The organism is Maribellus mangrovi, assembly GCF_037646455.1.
Lineage (GTDB): Bacteria > Bacteroidota > Bacteroidia > Bacteroidales > Prolixibacteraceae > Draconibacterium > Draconibacterium mangrovi_A.
Map to the genome: position 1 here is coordinate 1,051,438 of NZ_JBBIXN010000002.1, position 21,935 is coordinate 1,073,372.

Genomic DNA, 21,935 nt, shown 5'->3' on the forward strand with positions numbered 1-21,935 from the left:
TCTGAAAGAACCAAAAGGAGGGGCCAACTGAACTATTGAAATCCGTTGGATTAAATCAGTTAAGATTGGACTTCAGGTGCAGATATTTAAAATCTTAAATAGGAAGGTGGGAAAGGTCTCATTTATTAAACTTTATGGTATGAATAAAAATGATCAAAAGAAATGTGCATGATTAGGTATGCCATCCGTAAAATCTACATGAACATTACCATGTGAAGTATAGTAAATATTACCATATTCGTCTTCAATGCATAATGTTTGACTAAACTTTACCATTACTCCATCTATATACCAATAGTTTGTAACATTCGATGTGTAGTAAATTGTTCCCGTAACATCGCCAACATATTTACCCTTAACTAATTCATGCTGCTTTGCTTTAATATCCGAGATTGTCCACCAGGCTTCAGCAGAACCGGTAACTGTTTCACTTACTCCGGGCAGATCAGGTGAAAATATACCCGTATAATAATAGTACGTTGTTTTATTCCCGTACGAATAAGTGTCGTTTGGATCATCCGGCCACTGAGAATAAGAATTCAGAGAGAAAAATGTCATTGTAATAATGAATGCAAGTAAAAATTTAAGTGTTTTCATAATCATAATTTTTTAAGTTTTTATTGTTAACATTTAAAAGGGCTATAATTTCTAACGGAAGAATCAGATTACGGCTAAAAATCTTTGGAAACGGTTTCAGTAATTTTGCCTTTGGAGTAGTAAATTGCACCACTCTCAGGAGTTCCATCAAAGTCCATGGTATATTTCCATCGGGCAGTTAAACCAAGAACTTCTCCTTCAGTACCTGCTCCAGTACCGTGAGCCACTATTTTAAAAGTGATACTTTCAGGACTTGTATAGGTTTGATACCCCTTCCAGGTCATTTCCCATTTACCAGTATATCTCCCGTTAACAACATCATCTACTGTAACTGCACCAACAAATATTTCAGTCGTTCCGGTAAGTTCAATGGTAACTTCATCGATTGGTTCAATGCCGGTAAATACCCAATAGGAAACTCCTGTAACTCTTGGATCATCTGTGGTATCGTACCATGAAATAATGTCATATCCCATATTATCGATGGGTGTACAAATCCCGGAAAACTGGGTCGGGATTTTCTTCGATTTCAAAATATTCATCTCATCATTTTGGTTCAAGTCCGGAACCAAAGCGTTTTTTTCAGAGCAAGAAGGAAAGAGAACGGCAATGCCTGTAAAAAGGCAAACGAATAATAAAACTTTTGTTTTCATATCACGAAATTTTAAGTTAAACATGCGGATTGAAATTGATTTAATCCAAAAGAAAAGTTCGTGAGAATGCAGGTGCAAGACATAGCAATATCGTTTTCAAGTATTGCAACTATGTTCTGTTTGTTGAAATTATGTTCTGAAATGTGTGATGATATTCTTTGGTCAGTATTATCAACACTTGTTAAGATACTTTCTATTCATCAGCCTGATAGATTTTTTTAAGCATCTCCGTAAAATGAGGATCTGATTGGACATCTTTAAATATCGGATTATATTCAATCCCGTAAACATACTCTTTCTCATACTCATTAAAGACTTTATTCAGGTAATAAAAGGCCGAGTCCTTTTCATTAATCATTAAATAAAATCCTGCCAGAATATCGTATCCCACCGCTTCTTTTGCATCGTTTATTACAAATCGAATAAAACCAACTCTTCCTGATTTCGCATAGATACTATCTATAATATTCGCATCAGAGCTAGGCGAAAGGCTAACCATATACTTTTTAAACTCATTCATGGCTTCTGGGATTTCATTTTGCAGGAGATAACTATAAAAATTCCTGATATGATAACCAACTTCATCTTTATCCATGAAAAAAATCCTTTCCGCCTCTTCACGTGCTTTGTCAAACTTCATTTCTCTAACATAAAGCTCCTGACTTAGCTTTATATGTCGTAAATACATTGGTTGAAGTTCCAAGGTTTTATTAAGATTGGTTCTTGCTTCATCCAGCCTTCCCGCAAGACTCAAATACTCTGAATACAATTTATATCCTCTTGCATAACCCGGATTGATTGTCAAAGCCTGTTGAAATTCACGTTCCGCCCTATCACAATCCTGTTCGAAAAAAGTAGCTATTGCACCCAGAGTTGCATGTGGTTCTGCCAGATTCGGTTCAATACTTAAGGCTTTTTTTGCAAACATTTTTCCTTTAGGGATGCCTACACCTTTTGGAATAAACTTATCAAACGAACCGGAAACATACGAGTCAGCCAAACCTGCATAAGCCAGGCAAAAATTTGAATCGAGTGCAAGTGCTTGGTTGTATAGTGTAATGCTTTTCTCAACTCCTTCCTTTGTCCGCAACAAATAGTAATAGCGTCCCTGCAGAAACAGATCATATGCTTCCTGACTTTCTGTAAAATGCTTTTCTATCTGGTGTCTTTCTTCTGGTGAGAGTATGATTTCAAGTTGGTCGGTTATTTGTCCGGAAACTTCAGTGATAAAAGGAAGAACTTCGGTTAAGTCTTTGTCGAAATGATTTGCCCACAAGTGTTTATCTTCTTTTGCACTTATTAACTGTACATTGATCCTGATTTTTTCACCCTCCGGAATAATACTACCTTCGAGCAGGTATTCCACATCCATTTCTTTAGCAACTTCTTTGGCCGTTAAATTTTCGCCACCCATTTTTTCAGACGAAATCCTGGATTTTACAACCAAATCCTCAATATAGGAAAGGCGGGTTAAAATATCTTCCATAATTCCATCAGCGAGGTATTGAATTTCTGAATTATTGCTAAGGTTTTTTAAGGGAAGAACGACAATGGATTTTTGTGCTGTTTTGGAATCGTTTTGAGATTCGTTGTCGGAAAATGTTTGAAATCCCAGGTAAGCCCCTATCAGAACAACTAATGCGATGACAGCTAATTTAAGTATGGAAGAATGTCTGGTAGCGTTTTTATTCATTTCTTTTGAGGCTTTACCCTGTTCTTGAGAATCAAATTCTGCCTGAACATGATTTTTTGCTTCTCCGGGCGGATAACCGAACTGCTCGTGAAAACACTTGTTAAAATAAGCCGGGCTGCTAAAACCTACCCGGTAAGAAACCTCGGAAACTGTCAACCTCGATTGTTTTAACAGATCCAGCCCTTTCTTCAACCTGATCTCCCGAATAAACTGACTTACAGATTTTCCTGTATCAGATTTCACCCTGAAAAAGAGTTGGGAGCGGCTCATTCCAATTTCCTGCGCCAGTTCACTCACTCCAAAATTCTCGTCTCCGACGTTGGCTTCTACAATGGAGCTAACTCGATTTAGAAAAGCTTTATCATTTCCGTCGTTGGAGTTCATGGTCTGTGGTTGCTGATTAATTCTTTGGCTTATTGAATTTACGAAGAAATTCACGTATAAGCAATTACAACATAGAACGAGCATAAACTAAAAACCCCTCCTTCAGAAAATTAAAGGAGGAGCTAACTGCACCTATTTAAGAACCAATCAATGGATTAAATCAATGATAGACTTGATTCCAGACACAGTTTAAACACGATTTGTTTTTTCGTTTGATATGGGAAGTTACACTTCAAAGGGCTGTACATGAGTTGGATTATTCGTCATCTCCGGGACAAACGCTTTTTGTCAGCACATATGTCTGTGCTTCAAAATCTAATTCAAAAAAATTCATAATATGAGTACCTTGATCCCCTTTTGCATGAACATGATAAATATTTGAAGTAACCTCACCATTTTCATCGAATGTTATTCTGGTATTATCATTTACTTTAAATATCTCACCTGTCACTTTGCTTGTCAGTGTTCCTTCGGCATGCATTACCGCCCATACAAATATGCCATCAATTATGTGTGCGGTTACATGTACTGTAATTTCGGATCCGGGATCATATTCCTCCAGAATATCAACGACCTCTCCGTCGCAATATACTTCCGTGTAATATGGAACGGGGAGGAAATCAGTTAATTCAAAATTGATAGTTCTTGAATCGGCAGATTTTAGTTGGATGTCAGACATATTTCCTTCCGGAAAATCATCGGTTTTTGAGCATCCTGCAAGTATGAGGATAACTCCTAAAAATAAAACTGTTAGAGTTTTCATAATCATTCATTTTTGGTTTAACATGACAGAATGGAATTGATTTAATCCAACGTCAATTTCGGGAAAAGCTGTAGGCAGAACCTATTAACAATGATGTATTTAATGAAAACATGTGTGCATGAACACCAGGAATGCGGTAATTATGATTTTTAGGGGGGAAATGATACAATTTATTTCGAAGGTTTTGGGAAATAGAGCCTGAGGTTCATGGTATCGACAAGCGCCTGGAAACGAGGTTCGGAATATAGATTTTCAAGCTTCGAGTATCTTATTATTCGTGGGACATCATACTGGCCTATTCGGCACGCCTTTTCAAGATAGGTCAGTGCTTCATTTTGCATCCCGAGCATGTTATAAATTGATGCAATGCTGCGCAAATCAGGATACTTCAACTCTAAGTTTGCTTTGAGCAATAGCTTTAAAACACCATTCATTCCTGATGATTTATATGCTGGCAAAATATCGTCAGTATATTTTTGAAAAACAGGTCTGCTGGAAAAATGTTTCTGCAGGTATTCAATAGCTAAACTATCATTATTTAAATGCAGGTAATTAAAAAAAATTCCTGCATATGCTTGCATTCCAAGTTCACTGCTCATCATTAAAGCATCTGTAGATTCGGCGTATTTTTTTGCATTCCGGTAAATTAATCCCTTAAAAAAGTAGGACCTGAAATATAAAGGTTCCAGTTCAATAGCCTTGTTGACTTGTTGAAGCGCTTTATCCGGTTCCCCCACTATATCCAGAAAACTGCTGTAATACAAATGGGCTACCATACAATTGGAATCAACTTCAAGAGCTTTTTCGAGAAAACCTCTTGCTTTTTCCCATTCCCAATAACCAAAATAACTGACAACTCCTTTCACAGCATACGCCTCGGCAAGCATTGAATCCTTTTCCAAAGCTTTTTCAGCCAGTTTATATGCTTTGTCATACCCTGCTTTTCTTTCCACATTTCCTGTAAAGGCTAGCGCATAATAGGCATCAGCCAGGCCGGCATAAGCCACAGTATAATTCGAATCGATTTCAATGGCTTTTTCAAAATATTTAATACCGTCTTGAATTGACGTGACATTTCTTGTGTGACAAAGATATTGCCCCATTCGGCAATTATACTCTGCTTCAGGATTTATAGAACGTAATTTTTTTATTTGTTTTATTTCTTCGGGAGGCAGGAATAATTGTAACGAGTTAGCCACATTTATTGCAATATCATCCTCGATACCAAGAATATCCAAATATTTACGGTTATAATTTCCCGGCCATAGAATACGATCATGCAAGGCATCTATCAATTGAATATTAATGAGTAAATCTTTGTCTTGATTTTGTATACTACCGTCCAAAATAAAGTCAGCATTTACCTTCCTTGCTATTTCGGGTGATGAAAGTTTACTCTGCCGAAGTTGGTTTGCAGTGAGACTGGAAATAACATTTAATCCTTTTATTTTTACGAGACGGCTCCGGATTTCAAAAGAAAGCATATTGGAAAAGATAGAATCACTTTTTTCAGGTGAGAAATTATTCAGGGGCAGAACAAGAATCGATTTTTCAATATTGTGGTTATCGATTTTTACGGATGATCCTACAGTAAAAATATAATAAATAAAGCAGGCAGTCAGAAAAACAGTGATAACTGCAATACCAACAAAGAGCTTCCTGTGGTTTGTAAGCAATCTCTTTTGTTTAGATTGAGATTGAACCTCATTTTCCGATTCGTTGTTTTGCCGGATCAGATTTTTAGCTTCGCCGGGAGGATATCCAAAATAATCATGAAAACTCCGGATAAAATACGAAGGGCTGCCAAAACCTACATTATAAGCTATCTCGGAAACGGTCAGATTTCCCTTCTCGAGTAATTCCTTTGCTTTTCCCAGCCGCATTTCCCGTATAAACTGGCTCACCGATTTGTTTGTCGCCTTTTTTAACCTTCGGTGAACCTGAGAACGATTCAGACCAATCTTTTCTGCCAGTTCGTTTACTCCAAAATTCTCGTCACCCAGATTGGCTTCAATAACAGAAGTCAAACGAGCTATAAAGGCCCTATCATTTCCAGAATTGGAGTTCATGGATTGTGGTCGCTGATTAATTCTTTTGGCTTCTTGAATTTACGAAGAAATTAACGGATAAACAATTACAACTTCCTGAGCATTAAAATAAAAATCCCTACTTTGAAAGATCCAAAAGAGGGGCCAACTGCACTCTTAAAATCCTTTGGATTAAATCAATAAAGATTGGATTTCAGGTGCAGTTTTGCGATAAAATTTTTAATATCAGGTAGTTTCAATCATTTTTAAAATTGTCCATTGGCCCTTTTATTTCCTGCAGGTTATCGGAAATGGTTTGTCCAAACGGGATATCTGAAGTGGTATTGTTGAATCCAGAGATAAGATTATTTTCACCTTCATCGATTATGCTTTCTCCTAAGTCTCCACCAACAACCGACCAATTTCGAGTTCCCCGGCCTAAAAGAACTGTTGTTACTGAATATTCTGAATTTGAGAAATTATTTCCAAGTATAAGTCCATTATCTGAATATATCTCTGCCACCTGGGGAAATATCCGAAGTCCAAACTCAGCTTCCCCTGTAAATTTATTATTACGTATTACCGCCCCACTTGCATTTAAACATGCAATAGCAGTTTTCATACTTCCTTCTGTGTGAATTTTGTTGTTTTTAACCTGCACCCACATGGGTAGTTCATTCTCATATTGAGTTCGACGGTTGTCGTTGATAAGAACTGCACCCGTAGAAGACGACACATTAAATGTGTTTTTCTCCACGTTACATACTGACTGAAAAACTTGTTCCATGTGAATCTGCGTAAAATAGGTGCCATTTACAATTTGCAACGGGAACCATCTTCCCTGACCGGTAAATTCGTTTCCATACACCACCGTATTTAAGCTTACATTATGCCAGATGCCCAAATCACAGTTATCAAAAACATTGGTGCTCCCTTGAGAACCCACGATAACATTTCCTGCCCGAATTTCCTGCAGTAGCACACCATAGCCCCACCAATAAGGACCGCTAAAAGAACACCCGCTTATTGATATATCGATATCCGCACGAGGAACACTCTCAGGATCAGGTTCGAAAAAGCCTGACTCTGCCAATAATCCATTTAATACCCATCCTTCTGAAATAAACTCAACGTTATCAACCATTGCATTAACATATTCGTTTTCTGCAACATACTGGGCCGTAATAGAACAAAAAGCAAGCTGACCATGTATCCAGTCTATACTTCCTGAACTTAATGGTTTGTGAGGAGTATGAATTGTTAAATCGCGTACACAAACATTGCCCCCAATAAAGCATAATAAATTGGGTTTCAGGTCTTGACTGATCAAATCATCTACATTTAAGTCGGCAACGGTTGTAATTATGGTTTTACCCTTTCCTGCTCCTTTTAATAAACCGTGAAATTCAAAAACTTCAATTAAATTGATATGGTATTCACCTTCAACTAATTTAACTATCGAACCGGGTTCAGCAGCCATCGCATCGGCAAAAGCATTTTTCAGGTTTTCAGTGTCGTCAACACCGTTAGGTTCAACCACAAAGGTTGGTGCCGTCGATGCATTTTTCAGGTTCATTTCACCCGGGTCGTTTACCAGGGTTTCGTCCTTGCTACAGCCCATTATCAGGCCAAAGCAGGTAATAATTATAAATAATAATTTTAGTTTTTTCATTTTTTAAAATTTTTTCAACGTTAGAACTTCAGTATCATCCTGTAATTATTCATCGCATTCATGGCCAGGCCCAATGATAACAGATGACTCAGCGGCTCCCGGGCCACCAATTAGCTGGTTGGTATTATTTTTAATTTCTGAATTCGTTAAGTTATTTAACCAGATGGTGCAATTGAAGGGAGGTTGAGGAACTACGCCACAAAAGTCATTGTCTTTAATAATCCAGTTTTCTCCTCCGGTTATGGCTCCTGCCCCACCAATGCCACCAAACATACTACTTCCCACGAAAGTATTATTTTTAATCTCTACATTGTTTACATTTTGTATTCCTACTCCTAATCCTTGCTTATACTCAAAACAGATTCTGTTATCCTTAACAAATGAAACTCCGTCGACTCCATCCGGTATTTCTCCTGATATGCTTTGCTTTAACATGACAACACCAAGTTTACTATCCTCAATAACATTGTTAACAATTGTCCAACTATGGTTAAGGAAAGAGTAGACTCCATGAACGCAAGATTTTAAAGTGGAATTTTTTACAGTCACTGTTGCATCATCACCATAGAAACCAAAGGGTGTGATACACCCTGCCGCATTCTCAACATATACATTTTTAGCTTCAAAGCTTCCGTTTGAATATCCACAAGCGGCTAAGCCGTGAAAAATGCTGAAACCCTCATATGCATACTTTTCATCTTTTTCGCCAGTAATACAAAGATTTTTATAGAGAACATTTAAATTTATGGGATTTGCTAAATCATTATCCAGGTTAGTATAAAATACATTGATTGCCTGCAACGAATTAAATTCCATCTCTTTTTCTAAGCCTTTCCACCGCAGGTAATGGGTAGTTGGTTCACTTACAACAATCGACAGTTCTGATACCATTACAATTCGTTCATCGGTAGTAAAGTTATGTGGGAAACAAAACATAAAGCCCCCGTCATTCTCCTCGAATGTCCAATGAATTGGAGGGCATTCACTAACATCGAACAATTCTCCGGGCACCGTCTGAATAATTGTTTCATTCATCCCAGAACCTCTAAGTGTTCCATTAAAATCCCAGCGAATAATACTTTTGTGCAAATAAAAAAGCCCTTCGCCAAGTTGCACAACTTCGCCCGAACCCGCATTTTGTAGTGCTTCGTTAATGTTGTTCCAGTCTTCTTCAGCCTTGACAAGTACATCTGTGGCTGCACTTGGCATAACATTCGTTTTTGCTTTTTTAAGTTCTGGCTGAGAATCTTCTAAAAACTCATCGGTTTTTGAGCAGCCTATTAACAGGCTCATAGAAAGCAAAATAAAACATAGTCTTACAAGTGTTTTCATAATTGTAATTTTTGAAAGTTTAAAATCGATTTTGGAATTGATTTAATCTATATTCAATTTCGGGAAAAGCAGATGGTAGTGCATAACAGCTATGTTGATAGCTGTTTCAATTATGTTGTTTTTATTACAACTATGTTGATGGGGATTAAAGACACAGTTAGAATCTCTACTTTGCGTTTCGCTTATAATATGGAGTTAATCCGATATCATCCACAATTTTCAAAAATCGGGGATTGTCACGCAGTAAATCAAAATCGGGATTGGTAGCTATTAAATTAAAATAGTGGTAAAGTTTATGTTTTGCCTGCATATTTTTTTCAAGCCAGAAAACAGCTTCGTCCTTATTTCCCAACATGGCGTACCACCATGCAATAAAAAAGGGATGACCGCTTAATCCTTCTACTCGAATTGGATTATTTTTATTTACATCAATCATCCATTGGAATAGTCCTTCAATACCAGATTTGTCGTATGCCTGTTGGATTTGCGTAGTGTAATCATCGGTTTCAGAATAACGTTTAGCAATATATTTTAGCTTTTCTGCCATTTTTTCTCCTTTACCAAGTTTTGCATAATTTAGTACAAACAACCAATCATTACTACTAAAATTTGGATTATAATCGTACGCAATTGTACATGCCTCAAGGGCCTCTTCGTATTTTCCTTCGAAATAATAAATCCACGAATTCAAATTTTGAATAACCCAAAAATAAGGTTCCAGTTCTATAGCATGATTAACTTGTACCCGAGCTTCCTCGATTGGGCCAGTGATCATTAAATACTGAGCGTATGCCTGGCGCGATGATGCAATATTAGGATTTAAACGAATGGATGTTTTTAACTCCTTACCTCCTTCCTCAAAATTGCGTTGTCCCCAAATAAGAAAATCTCCAAGTACCTCATGTGCCTGCGCACAATCCGGATCAATTTCCAAAGCTTTCAAACTTAGTTTACGAGCATTTAAAAATCCTTCATTTGAATTTAGAAAGCCCCAGGCACTAAGACTAAACCACGCTTTTGCCAATCCGGCATATGCTTGAGCAAAATTTTCATCTTCAGCAATCGCTTTTTCGTAGTATTGAATACAGTTTGTTACTCCAACTCTGTCAAATCCTGAACGTTGCGGGCTATCGGCTTTATGATGTAAAAAACGAGCCTGTAAATAATAATTGTAGGCTTTTGAGTTTTGAGTCGGGATTTTCTGAATCTGTTTTATTTCGTCTTCCGAAACAGATGCTTTGATATTAGAAGCCACCTCTAATGATATTTCACTCTGAACTCCAATAAAATCATCCGGTTTTCGATTGAAACTATCAGACCAAACGTGATCCTCGCGGAAAGGGAATGCATCAATCAACTGGCAGCTAATCCTGATTTCATTTTCATGCCACCGTACACTTCCTTCAAGCACATATTTAACTTTCATCTTTCGCGCAATTTCTTTAACCGACAAGGAACTGTTCCGAAACTGTTCGGCTGAAGTTCGCGAAAGAACTCTTAAGCCTTCTATCATTTGCAGATCATCCAGAATATCTTCTCTGATTCCTTCTGTAAAGTGTTCGCTTTCGGGATTATTGCTAAAATTTTCGAAAGGCAAAACGATAATCGATAAATCGCGGCTAAAATAGAAGAACCAGGTGCCGGCTACCAAAATAATCACGAGACCAGCCAGCAGTATTAACTTTTTATACGCCGATTTTTTCCGTTTTAAAATTTGCTCATCACTCGATTTATCCGGGAAATCAGCAATTTCACTGTGTAATTCCGCTTCATCCGAAACGAACTCAACAAACCTGTTTTTTACCTCACCCGGTGTAAAACCATAGTGTTCGTGAAAACAATGACTAAAGTAGGCCGGACTGCTAAAACCAACATCATAAGCTACTTCCGCTGCCGAAATGTCATTTTCTTTAAGCAACTTCATTGCCTTCTGCAACCGGACGGTTCTGATAAACTGACTAATGGATTGACCTGTTAATGTTTTTAGCCTTCGATGAATATACGATCGGCTTTTACCATATTCCTGAGCCAATTCACTTACCCCAAAATGTTCATTCTTCATATTGGCTTCTACAATGGATGTCAAACGACTTAAAAAAGCTTTATCGTCAACGGAGTTGGAACTCATGGTTTGCGGTTGCTGATTTAATCTTTTTGCTTAATGAATTTACGAAGAATTTAACCGATAAGCAATTGCCGGTTCACTCGTAAGCAATAAAAAACCCCTCCTTCGAAAGATCCTAAAGGAGGGGCTAACTGCAATCCTGGAATTCTCTGGAATAAATCAACTAGGACCGGATTTCAGAAGTAAAAATTCGCTTACGAACGGACATTGATCCAATACCTGGAAAGCCCCAGTTTATCTACCACTACACGAAAACGAAGTTCATCATGCAGGTATTCAAAATCGGGATGAAAGAGAATCAGGTTAAAATAATGGTAATCCGGTCGTTTATAAGTGAGGTTCTCATCGAGCCAGTATAGTGCTTGATCGGTGTGTTTAAGAATGGCATTCCACCAGGCCAGGTAAAAGTAATCGCCGTTAAGGCCTTCAACTGCAATTGGATCAGATTTGTTAATTGCTATCATCCACTCGAACAATCCGTCAATCCCCTTTTTCTCGTAAGCTTCGTCGATCTCATTAGCTCGTGAACCGTTAGAAGAAAACTGCTTATCAATTTTTTTGAGTTGATCTCTTGCATTTTCTCCCTCATGAAGTTTCACATAATTCAAAAAAAATAACCACATATTGTCCGGGTAATTCGGATTATAATCATGAGCCTCATTTGCCACTATTAACGATCGCTTATAGTCTTTTTCGAAATAAGCGATCCAGGCATCCAAATTTTTTACCACCCAAAAATAGGGTTCCAATTCTACGGCTTTGTTTTCCTGTATGCGTGCCTCGCTGATGGGACCTGTAATCATCAGGTATTGAGCATACCACTGCCGCGAGGTGGCAAAATTGGGATTTAATTCAACCGATGTTTTTAATTCCCTGCCACCATTCTCAAAATCGCGTGCTGCCCAAACCAGGAAAGCTCCAAGTACAGCATGTGCTTCTGCACATTCGGGATCAATCTCCAAAGCTTTCATACTCATTTCCCGTGCCTTCAAAAACCCTTCTCTGTTGTTTATAAATCCCCATGCCGACAAATTGAAACTTGCATTGGCCAAACCTGCATATGCTTCAGCGAAATTTGGATCGGCCTCGATGGCTTTTTCATAATACCTAATGCAGTTACGCACACCTGACTGATCGAATCCCATTCGTTCCGGACTATTTGCTCTGTGCAGAAAGAAACGTGCTTTCAGGTAATTGTCGTAAGCTTCTGCACTCCGGGTAGAAATTCTTTCGATCCGTATCTGCTCATCTTCCGAAATAGCAGTTTTTAGATTATTGGCTACCTGCAGCGCAATCTGAGATTGAACGCCCATAATATCCTCCAAATTCCTGTCGAAATTATCCGACCACAAATGAACATCTTCCCTGGCATCGATCAACTGAACACTTATTCTTACTTTTCCATCCATCCTCCGAACGCTTCCCTCAACAATATACCTCACCTTCAATTTTTTAGCAATCTCCCGGATGGAATAATTATTTCCTATGAATTGATCAGTTGAAGTACGCGAAACAACTTTTAATGCCGTAATCCATTGCAGGTCATTTATAATATCTTCCCTTATCCCATCGGCAAAATAACGGGAATTATCATCAGAGCTAAGGTTCTCGAACCGAAGAATGGCAATGCTTAAATCACGGGGACTATGCACCATCCACCTGTCGATCACGAGCCATCCGGCGAGAACGACAACAACAAGCACCGCTGCAATACCAATTCGTTTAAGCAAAAATGAACGACCTGCCTTTACCAAAGTTCTCACTCCATTTTCATCTCTCTTACCCCCGTGTTGCAAATTTTTAAGATGCTTTTTCGATTCACCAGGCGGATAGCCGTAGTGTTCGTGAAAACAATGATTAAAATATGCAGGACTGCTAAATCCTACTTCGTAAGAAATTTCTGCAACTGTTTTACCATCCTGGCTCAACATTTCAAGCGCCTTTTGAAGGCGCTGTTCGCGGATATACTGGCTTACTGATTTCTGTGTAAGTCGTTTTAAATGCCTGTGAAGTGCCGACCGGCTTAAATCCATTGCCTCAGCAAGTTGAGCCACCCCAAATTTCTCGTTCTTCAGGTTATATTCAACAATTGATTCCAGCTGCTTTAAAAAGTGCTGATCATCAATGGATTTCTGATTCATTGGTTTTTACAGTAAAACATTAAACGATCCCCTATGTATAATTTACAAAATTTTGAACAGAAGTACAATCATTCGACTGAATGTTCCACACTACTAATCATCAGAAATAATATTGATAAATGTTCCAAAAGAATAAACGAATATGGGAATCAAATCTTCAACTAAAATGGTTGTTTTAGCTTGTGGTATTCTTTCATTGTTTTTTTTGAAAGGAACTTGCAAGCACACCTTTTATCTTCTATTTTTACCTCGCTACAAAAACAGAAATATGATACCCGATTTTGATCTGCTGAAATCCCAACTCGAAGGAGATCTGTTTACCGATAATGTGCAGCGTGTTCTTTATTCGACCGATGCTTCGCAATACAAAGAAATGCCGCTGGCTGTTACCCGTCCAAAAAATAAAGAAGACGTAAAGAAGATCATCAATTTTGCGCGTGAGAACGGTACCTCGATCATTCCACGGGGTGCCGGGACGTCACTGGCAGGTCAGGTAGTTGGACCGGGTATTGTGGTCGATGTATCGAAATACATGAACCGCATCCTTGAATTCAATGAGAAGGAAAACTATGTGCTTATCGAACCCGGAGTGGTACTGGCTGAACTAAATCAGTTCCTTGCCACATACGGTATGCAATTCGGCCCTGAAACTTCCACTGCCAACCGTTGCGTTGTGGGTGGGATGCTCGGAAACAACTCCTGCGGACTGCATTCGCTGGTTTATGGCAGTGTGCGCGAACATATTCTGGAAGTTGACGCTGTTTTATCTGATGGCTCTGAAACCGTTTTCAAGCCGCTGACAAAAGAAGAATTCAAGGCAAAACTAAACGGCAATCCAAATCAGCTTGAAAAAGCGATTTATGAGAATATAAATGAGCTGCTTACCGATAAAGCCAATCAAAAAGAGATACGCGGGCAATTTCCTGATCCGAAACTCACCCGCCGAAATATGGGTTATGCTATCGATGTGCTTCTCGATTCTGAAATTTATACCGATGGTGGTCCCACTTTTAATTTCAGTAAACTGCTGGCCGGTTCGGAAGGAACGCTGGCGTTTTCAACGAAATTAAAATTAAATGTCATTCCACTTCCTCCGAAATATAAAGGACTGGTATGTGCACACTTCGAAACGCTGGAAGAATCACTGCACGGCAATCTGGTAGCATTAAAATATAAACCTACGGCCATCGAGTTGATGGACGATCCGGTAATGCAGGCTGCCAAACAAAACCGCGAGCAAAATAAAAACAGGTGGTTTGTTAAAGGCGATCCGGGCGCCATGCTTATGATTGAGTTTTCGTTTGAAACAGAGGAAGAATTAACAAGCACTGCTGCCCGTTTGGAAAAGGAATTGAGCAAAGCAAAACTGGGCTACCACTACCCCCTTATTACAGGCGAAGACAAAATAAAGCGGGTTTGGTCCTTACGAACTGCGGGACTGGGATTGCTGGCCAACATTCCGGGCGACCGAAAAGGCGTTCCGGGTATTGAAGACACAGCCGTTCATCCGGAGTACCTGCCCGATTACATTGCCGACCTTAAAAAAGTATTGAAAAAACTGGGGCTCGAAAGTATTTATTACGCGCACATTGCTACCGGAGAAATTCATTTCCGCCCGCTTATCAATTTTAAAGATCCGAAAGATGTTGAGCTGTTCAACACGCTGATGAACGAGGTAGCCAAACTTGTTAAAAAATACCGCGGTTCGATGAGCGGCGAGCATGGCGACGGACGCGTGCGGGGTAAATTTATTCCTTTCATGCTGGGTGAGAAAAACGACGAATTGATCCGATCGGTGAAAAAAGCCTGGGACCCGGACAATATCTTTAATCCCGGAAAAATTGTGGAAACACCTGAGATCACTGAAAGTCTGAGAGTAATTCCGGGCAAAGCCATCCCTGATTACATTACGAACTTTGATTTCTCTGAAAACCGCGGCTATTTCCGAAGCATTGAGAAATGTAACGGATCGGGTGATTGCCGCAAAAGCGATAAAATTGGCGGAACCATGTGCCCCACTTTTATGGCTACCGGCGACGAAGATAAAACTACTCGAGGCCGAGCCAATATTTTGCGCGAGTTTCTGTACAACAACGAGAAAGAGCAAGCCTTCGATCACAAAGAGATCTACGATATTCTAGACCTGTGTATTTCATGTAAAGCCTGTAAAAGCGAGTGCCCGTCGAATGTTGACATGGCCAAACTCAAAGCCGAATTTTTGCAGCATTATTACGACATTCACGGCATTCCGATGCGTTCGAAACTGATCGCTTATCTCCCACGTTTGAACAAATTGGCCATGGTATTTCGTCCGTTCTCAAATCTGGTAATGAACCTATCATTCACAAAAAGTCTGATTGGTTTTTCAACCCAAAGAAATGTTCCGGAGCTGTCGAATATTACATTGAATAAATGGACCGGGAACGGAATACCAAAGCCCGAAACTTCGAAAGGAACCGTATACTTGTTTAACGACGAGTTTACCAATTACAACGAAAGCGATATTGGTATAAAAGCCATCCTGTTGCTCACAAAACTGGGCTACGAGGTTAAAATCCCGTTTAGCAAAGAATCAGGTAGAACCTTCCTCTCAAAAGGATTGGTAAGAACAGCGCAAAAAATAGCCAGCGAGAATGTTAGCCTGTTAAAAGACATTGTTTCTGAAGCATCGCCACTGATCGGTATAGAACCTTCAGCTATTCTGGCTTTCCGCGATGAATACCCCGACCTGGTTGCCGACAACTTGCAGGAAGCCGCGAATAAACTGGCAAAAAATGCTTTGCTGTTTGAAGAATTTATGGCTGCCGAGATCGATAAAGGCAATATCGATCAGTCACTTTTTACCAACGAAGAAAAACAAATTCTTCTTCACGGACACTGTCAGCAAAAAGCCGTTGCATCAACAGATCCGTCGAAAAAGGTACTGTCGTTCCCTAAAAATTATAGTATTCAGGAGATCCCGTCGGGTTGCTGTGGTATGGCAGGATCGTTTGGTTATGAAAAAGAGCATTACGAATTGTCGATGAAAATTGGTGCTATGGTATTGTTCCCTGCTGTGAAAAATGCCAACGCCGAAACGATCATTGCTGCTCCCGGAACCTCATGCCGCCACCAGATAAAAGACGGCACCGGAAAAAAGGCTTTGCATCCGGTGGAGGTGTTGTATGATGCACTGGTTTAAGGTAAAATCGCTCGAACTTCGTGTCCAATCCTTTGGATTTAATAAAATCAGACAAAACTATAAGATTGTTCTCTTTTGCTTATGTCAGATTCTAAACCTGAATTTCAATTCGATTACCCCATCCCTAAAGGGAGCGAATTGATTCTGTCTTCACCCTTTAGGGTAAGCGGTAAAAAGACAGAATTAATTTGCAACTATTAAATAACCGTATATCCCAAATTTTAATATCCAATTTCCAATGTAGAAATTTCAACTAAGTAGAATCGTTGAATATTGAATATTGAGCATTGATTATTGGATATTCTCCTCTCCTGCTTATCCATGAAACGGATTGCTTCTCCCGATTACTCGGGATCGCAATGACTGGCATTTTTTAATTCGAACGGGCAGCGGACAATGCATATTATCTTTTAACGAAACTGTCGCTATCCGCTGCCGGGGGTCCTCTACTTTATCGTCTTGGCGAGGAATCCGTCAGCTGACGGAGACCAAGCCATCTTTATTATGCCCTGGCACGTGCATCATATTTTAAGTACATGTATAACAGATTGCTTCCCCCTCCTGCGTCGTCATCGCAATGACACCCAACTTACCACAAAACTGGCAGCGGACAAGGCGTATTAGCTTTTGACAAAACTGTCTCTGTCCGCTGCCGGATGTACCCTATTATCGCGTCATGGCGAGGGATCCGTCAGCTGACGGAGACCGAAGCCATCTTTATTATGCCCTGGCACGTGCATCATAATTTAAGTACATGTATAACAGATTGCTTCCTCCTCCTGCGTCGTCATCGCAATGACCTTCTTTTAACCTATGAACTGGCAGCGGACAAGGCGTATTAGCTTCTGACAAAAAGGTCGCGGTCCGCTGCCGGATGTACCCTATTATCGCGTCATGGCGAGAGTTCACCCAAAAATTTTGGGCACAATGAGGCGATAACAGAGATGCTGAAAGAAGTTCAGCATGACGACTCAAGTAATGTCTTGCAAAGAATCTTATGAACGTCTCCCTGAACTTGTTTCAGGGTCTGGAAATGAAATCTGTCATTGGCGAGCGAGTGAAACAAACGAAGCCATCTGAATACGTTTTCAAAATTACACTGGTAAATAGTTCTCCAAAAAACACTTAAGTGAACAGACCCGAACATCTTCTCGCAATAAATAATTCCGCGAATCAGGTGTAATGATAAAATTATTTTTGCAGCCAATAGTCTGAATGGCCAGCGTATTGCCTTTCGATAGCTTAGGAGTGGCTGTATATTTAATTTCAGCCGTTGCAACCACTTCAATACCCTTTTCAAATATCAAATCAATTTCTGACTGATCTTGTGTTCGATAAAAAGATAAACGAATCTGGGTGCTAATATTATTCCGTATTTGTTCAATTACATATCCTTCCCACGACATTCCCAATGCTGCGTGAGATACGAGTTGTTTATAATCATTAATTTTTAAAATATAATGTAGGATTCCTGAGTCTCTGATATAAATTTTGGAAGATTTTACGAGTCGTTTCTTCGTATTTACAAAATAGGGAGGCAATGAAACTAACATGAATGCATGCTCCAATATGTTGATTATCCTACGTACGTTAAATACAGAATAATTTACAGCATTGGCAATGGTAGAATAATTCAGTATTTGTCCATGAAGACTTGCTATTATCCGAATTATTCTTTCTACCCTTATTGGATCTGATTGAAATCCCAGATTCGGTAAGTCCCGCTCAATATAAGTTTTTACAAAACTTTCGTGCCATTTGTTTGCAAAGAAGATATTTCCAGACAATAAAGCTTCCGGAAAACCGCCCAAAATCCAATGCTTGTTCATTGGAATTTCCTGAGGTAATTCTGTCAAACTAAATGGCATTAATTCCAGGTAACTGATCCTTCCTGCCAACGACTCAGAACTGTCCCTTATCAATTCCGGCGATGCCGAACCAAGAATAATAAATCTTCCCGGGTTTCGGTCTCTGTCAATCAACGAACGTAACAATGGAAATAATGCTGGCATGCGCTGAATTTCATCAATAATGACACAATTATCGGATTGTTCCTTTAAATACAATTCAGCTTCATTCAGCAAAGTATAATCTTCAGAACTTTCCAAATCAAGATAAATAGTCTCCTTTGGAATAAGTTTCATAAGCTCTTTTACCAAGGTTGTTTTTCCAGCTTGACGGGGACCAATAATTCCGATTACCGGAAAAAATGTCAACAGTTTCAGTGCCTCTTCTTCTATTTTCCTGTTTATATACATACTACAAATATATACATTATTCCTGCATTTTTTATATCTAATATTATATTTACAGGGATATTGACAATAACATTTGTCTTCACCCAGCCATTCTACTGACTTCTGACGATTGAAGGATCAACTGGTTAATACTCATGGTTTTCAGTCAACTAAAGAGCCCGCTTATCCTTTACACGACTCATGAAGAAGAGGAGATTGCTTCCTCCTCCTCCGTCGTCTTCGCAATGACCTTCTTTTAACCTATGAACTGGCAGCGGACAATGCGTATTATCTTTTAACGAAACTGTGACTGTCCGCTGCCGGATACTATCCTCGATAAAACGTCATGGCGAGGGAGTAAAGCGACCAAAGCCACCTTTCTTATGCTCTGGCACGTGTATATTAACTCAAGTACTAGTAGAAGAGATTGCTTCTCTCCGTTCGCAATGACTTTCCTTTTAGCAAATGAACTGGCAGCGGACAATGCATATTAACTTTTAACAAAACTGTCGCTGTCTGCTGCCAGATACTATCCTTTATAAAGCGTCATGGCGAGGGAGCAAAGCGACCGAAGCCACCCCATCTCCTTTTGATAATTCTGGCTTTATTCTGTCGGAATTTGAGCAAAAACCGGGTTCCAAACCTATGCTCAATAGCGTATTTTTTATGTAATTATGATCAATTGAAAGTAATAAATCACAAATTATTTTTCATTTTGGTACAAGTGATACCTTATTTCATACCTAAAAATAGCGCTTTTATACATTTTGACCATCGTTTTCTCATAATGGGACATCATTGTATATGAACCTATTATAATTATTCATAAATTACATATGTGATTTGTGATAAAAAATTAGGGTTTCTTCACCAATCACAGAATTTTTCTTTTAAACTGAACATATGGAAAGTACTAATTTCTTTTCCATTAGCAGATCTACCTCTTAAAGTTAGTTCAACTAACCAAAGGGTAAAATTACATGCCATTGCTGTGGACGGCAGTGTCTTGTAATTGTGTCCAAACAAATCCCGCTTTATCTTACAAACCCCGTGTAATCTTACAAACCCCGAGTAATCTTACAAACCCCGAGTTCTTATTTATGCGCTGTGTGTTTATGCCTTGCCACGTGGCCGGGCTAACCTATATATATGCCAAAATTTTAAAAAGTATAATAACCTTAAAAACAAACAAGATGAAAAAACTTTACCAAACTTTTAGTACATCCCGCGCAGTGCTGATGGTGCTGCTGATGGGGATCTTTCTGCTGGAAACAGCAACTACAATTAACGGACAGGTTGATGGGAATTATTCCTTGAAGACGGACTATCTAACTGATCCAAATGATGAGTATTATGATTCATTTACAAAATACTATGGGCAGGCTAGTGGCACCTGTGATGTTGAACAGGTTTGGGCAAAATTAATTACCAACGGATCTGGTGAACCAACTGCTATTCAACTCGGATTTCAGAACGGGAACAATGGTGCGGCAATATTCAGAATATATCTGGATACAGAACCAGGAACCGGTTTAACCGTGGATACTGATCTGAATCCTGATTTCCCTGTTTCTGGTGCTGATTATATCTTACAAATAGGTGTTGGAGATAATGGAAATTTCAAAGTTTTTGATGAATATTTAACCGAGATTACTGATGATACTGGTATATCTGGAGTTGCAGGAGATTTTGAAAATCCAGGTGATGGAGAGTTTTTTGAAATTTACATTCCTTTTGAAGATATAGGATTTGATATCTGTGATCCTTCAGGAGTAATAAATATAGCCGAATATGTCGCGGTAAGTGGAAATAGTATCGGTTCCAACCGATGTGGTGTTGACACACTTTCCCTCCAGATTGGAGTAGGTGGAATGGTAACACCCGACATAGAAATCTGCTCGGGTGAAATCCCAGGGAAATTATCATTAAATGGACAAAAAGGAACCGTTTCTAAATGGCAATATTCAACCACTAATGACGATCCTTGGAACGATATTACTAGTGGAATTGAAGGAACTTTTAACGTTGATTTAACAGAGTTTACACCATCTGAACCATTGACGGGAACAACCTATTTCAGGGCAATGGTTGCCGTTCCTGGCTGCGAGGAGGAAGATTTGCTTCCATCTCTCCCAGCAACAATAACAGTAGTACCCGGACCTACTATAACTGGTCAACCACAAGATTTTAATCTTACTTATAATACGGATGGAACTTATGCTACTGCAAACGCTACCTTTAATGTTAGTGCTACCGGTGATGGTATTTTATCCTACCAATGGCAAGTTCAGGAACCGGTTGGTGCAGGCGAAACTCCTACATGGGTTGATTTGGATGGTGAAACCAGTTCATCGTTGACCATTGAAAATGCTCAAAACTATGAAACTTATGCTTATCGTTGTATTGTTAGTATTGTGGATGGTTGTGAAACTCCAAGCGAAACTGCAACTATTTTACCGCCTGCTTCTTGTCCTCAACCAGTAATAACATCAGGGCCATTAAGTTTAAGTAATGTTTGTATTAATAGTACAGCAAGCTTTTCGGTAACTGTTCAGGGTAGTGCAGCTTCACACGATTTCCAGTGGTACAAAGGTACTCCTCCTACCGGAACATTAATTGTTGGTGCAACTAGTGCTACTTATACAATTTCATCCGTTAGTATAGATGATGCTGGTAGTTATTATGTAATTGCAACCAATGCCTGTGGACAATCTGTAACTTCCAGTGCGGCAACTTTGAGTTTGGATGACACTCCCCCTGTTGTTGATATAGCAAATGGTTCTGAAACAGTTGAATGCCTCTCTGCTGCATCTCCACCAGATCCTATTCCCACAGCAACAGATGTTTGTGACGGGACCATCCAGGGAGTATTGGTTAGTACTGTAGATTACGTAGATGGAGTTGAAGGAACAATCACCTGTGAAGGTACACGGGTATATACATATTCCTACACTGATTTAGCAAATAATGTCAGTTACTGGACTTATACTTACACCGTAGACCGTACTATTGATCCTGCTGAAGTGATTGCAGAAGGACAACAAGCTGTTTCTACTTCAAGCACCGTCGAATGTGAAGCTGGAGCTGTAGCTCCTACACTGCCAACAGTGGAAGATGTTTGCGGTACAAC

12 protein-coding genes and 1 pseudogene are annotated in these 21,935 nt (G+C 39.3%); 2 read left to right on the forward strand and 11 right to left on the reverse strand.

Annotation, left to right across the window (positions count from 1 at the left end; translation table 11 throughout):
• Positions 1 to 153: 153 nt before the first annotated feature.
• The 10 genes and pseudogenes from WFY05_RS12410 to WFY05_RS12450 form a co-directional block, all read right to left on the reverse strand.
• Positions 154 to 597, reverse strand: a complete 444-nt coding sequence (locus WFY05_RS12410; RefSeq protein ID WP_340113187.1) for a hypothetical protein — start codon at positions 595 to 597, stop codon at positions 154 to 156.
• 74 nt (positions 598 to 671) lie between these two features.
• On the reverse strand, positions 672 to 1,250 hold the full coding sequence (locus tag WFY05_RS12415) for a hypothetical protein (protein ID WP_340113188.1): 579 nt from the start codon (positions 1,248 to 1,250) through the stop codon (positions 672 to 674).
• A gap of 193 nt (positions 1,251 to 1,443) precedes the next feature.
• Positions 1,444 to 2,943, reverse strand: a complete 1,500-nt coding sequence (locus WFY05_RS12420) for a hypothetical protein (protein WP_340113189.1) — start codon at positions 2,941 to 2,943, stop codon at positions 1,444 to 1,446.
• A gap of 66 nt (positions 2,944 to 3,009) precedes the next feature.
• A pseudogene (locus WFY05_RS22265) lies at positions 3,010 to 3,411 on the reverse strand (helix-turn-helix domain-containing protein); the annotation flags it as partial.
• 172 nt (positions 3,412 to 3,583) lie between these two features.
• Positions 3,584 to 4,090 carry a hypothetical protein gene (locus tag WFY05_RS12425; protein WP_340113190.1) on the reverse strand — a complete coding sequence of 169 codons (507 nt, stop codon included), beginning with the start codon at positions 4,088 to 4,090 and terminating at the stop codon, positions 3,584 to 3,586.
• Between the two features lie 170 nt (positions 4,091 to 4,260).
• On the reverse strand, positions 4,261 to 6,159 hold the full coding sequence (locus tag WFY05_RS12430; protein WP_340113191.1) for a helix-turn-helix domain-containing protein: 1,899 nt from the start codon (positions 6,157 to 6,159) through the stop codon (positions 4,261 to 4,263).
• Positions 6,160 to 6,373: 214 nt separating this feature from the next.
• Entirely contained in the window at positions 6,374 to 7,789 is a 1,416-nt protein-coding gene (locus tag WFY05_RS12435; RefSeq protein ID WP_340113192.1) for a hypothetical protein, read from the reverse strand.
• Positions 7,790 to 7,834: 45 nt separating this feature from the next.
• On the reverse strand, positions 7,835 to 9,121 hold the full coding sequence (locus WFY05_RS12440; RefSeq protein ID WP_340113193.1) for a hypothetical protein: 1,287 nt from the start codon (positions 9,119 to 9,121) through the stop codon (positions 7,835 to 7,837).
• Between the two features lie 166 nt (positions 9,122 to 9,287).
• Positions 9,288 to 11,249 carry a helix-turn-helix domain-containing protein gene (locus WFY05_RS12445; protein ID WP_340113194.1) on the reverse strand — a complete coding sequence of 654 codons (1,962 nt, stop codon included), beginning with the start codon at positions 11,247 to 11,249 and terminating at the stop codon, positions 9,288 to 9,290.
• Between the two features lie 191 nt (positions 11,250 to 11,440).
• Positions 11,441 to 13,387: a helix-turn-helix domain-containing protein gene (locus tag WFY05_RS12450; RefSeq protein WP_340113195.1), complete on the reverse strand. Its 1,947-nt coding sequence runs from the start codon at positions 13,385 to 13,387 to the stop codon at positions 11,441 to 11,443.
• 268 nt (positions 13,388 to 13,655) lie between these two features.
• On the opposite strand from WFY05_RS12450, the gene WFY05_RS12455 reads away from it, so the two are divergent.
• The gene (locus WFY05_RS12455) at positions 13,656 to 16,568 is read left to right on the forward strand and encodes an FAD-binding and (Fe-S)-binding domain-containing protein (protein WP_340113196.1); all 2,913 of its coding nucleotides are present in this window, start codon (positions 13,656 to 13,658) and stop codon (positions 16,566 to 16,568) included.
• A gap of 1,094 nt (positions 16,569 to 17,662) precedes the next feature.
• On the opposite strand, the gene WFY05_RS12460 is transcribed toward WFY05_RS12455, so the two are convergent.
• Positions 17,663 to 18,826 carry an ATP-binding protein gene (locus tag WFY05_RS12460; RefSeq protein ID WP_340113197.1) on the reverse strand — a complete coding sequence of 388 codons (1,164 nt, stop codon included), beginning with the start codon at positions 18,824 to 18,826 and terminating at the stop codon, positions 17,663 to 17,665.
• Between the two features lie 1,172 nt (positions 18,827 to 19,998).
• Between WFY05_RS12460 and WFY05_RS12465 the strand changes: the two genes are divergently transcribed.
• Positions 19,999 to 21,935 (forward strand): immunoglobulin domain-containing protein (locus WFY05_RS12465; protein ID WP_340113198.1); only part of this gene is annotated, 1,937 nt, incomplete at its 3' end.

Bases quoted from the DNA above. Each gene is read 5' to 3' on its own strand.
- WFY05_RS12410 (WP_340113187.1), bottom strand. From the start codon at position 597: ATGAAAACACTTAAATTTTTACTTGCATTCATTATTACAATGACATTT.
- WFY05_RS12430 (WP_340113191.1), bottom strand. From the start codon at position 6,159: ATGAACTCCAATTCTGGAAATGATAGGGCCTTTATAGCTCGTTTGACT.
- WFY05_RS12425 (WP_340113190.1), bottom strand. From the start codon at position 4,090: ATGAAAACTCTAACAGTTTTATTTTTAGGAGTTATCCTCATACTTGCA.
- WFY05_RS12435 (WP_340113192.1), bottom strand. From the start codon at position 7,789: ATGAAAAAACTAAAATTATTATTTATAATTATTACCTGCTTTGGCCTG.
- WFY05_RS12420 (WP_340113189.1), bottom strand. From the start codon at position 2,943: ATGAATAAAAACGCTACCAGACATTCTTCCATACTTAAATTAGCTGTC.
- WFY05_RS12415 (WP_340113188.1), bottom strand. From the start codon at position 1,250: ATGAAAACAAAAGTTTTATTATTCGTTTGCCTTTTTACAGGCATTGCC.
- WFY05_RS12445 (WP_340113194.1), bottom strand. From the start codon at position 11,249: ATGAGTTCCAACTCCGTTGACGATAAAGCTTTTTTAAGTCGTTTGACA.
- WFY05_RS12455 (WP_340113196.1), top strand. From the start codon at position 13,656: ATGATACCCGATTTTGATCTGCTGAAATCCCAACTCGAAGGAGATCTG.
- WFY05_RS12450 (WP_340113195.1), bottom strand. From the start codon at position 13,387: ATGAATCAGAAATCCATTGATGATCAGCACTTTTTAAAGCAGCTGGAA.
- WFY05_RS12460 (WP_340113197.1), bottom strand. From the start codon at position 18,826: ATGTATATAAACAGGAAAATAGAAGAAGAGGCACTGAAACTGTTGACA.
- WFY05_RS12440 (WP_340113193.1), bottom strand. From the start codon at position 9,121: ATGAAAACACTTGTAAGACTATGTTTTATTTTGCTTTCTATGAGCCTG.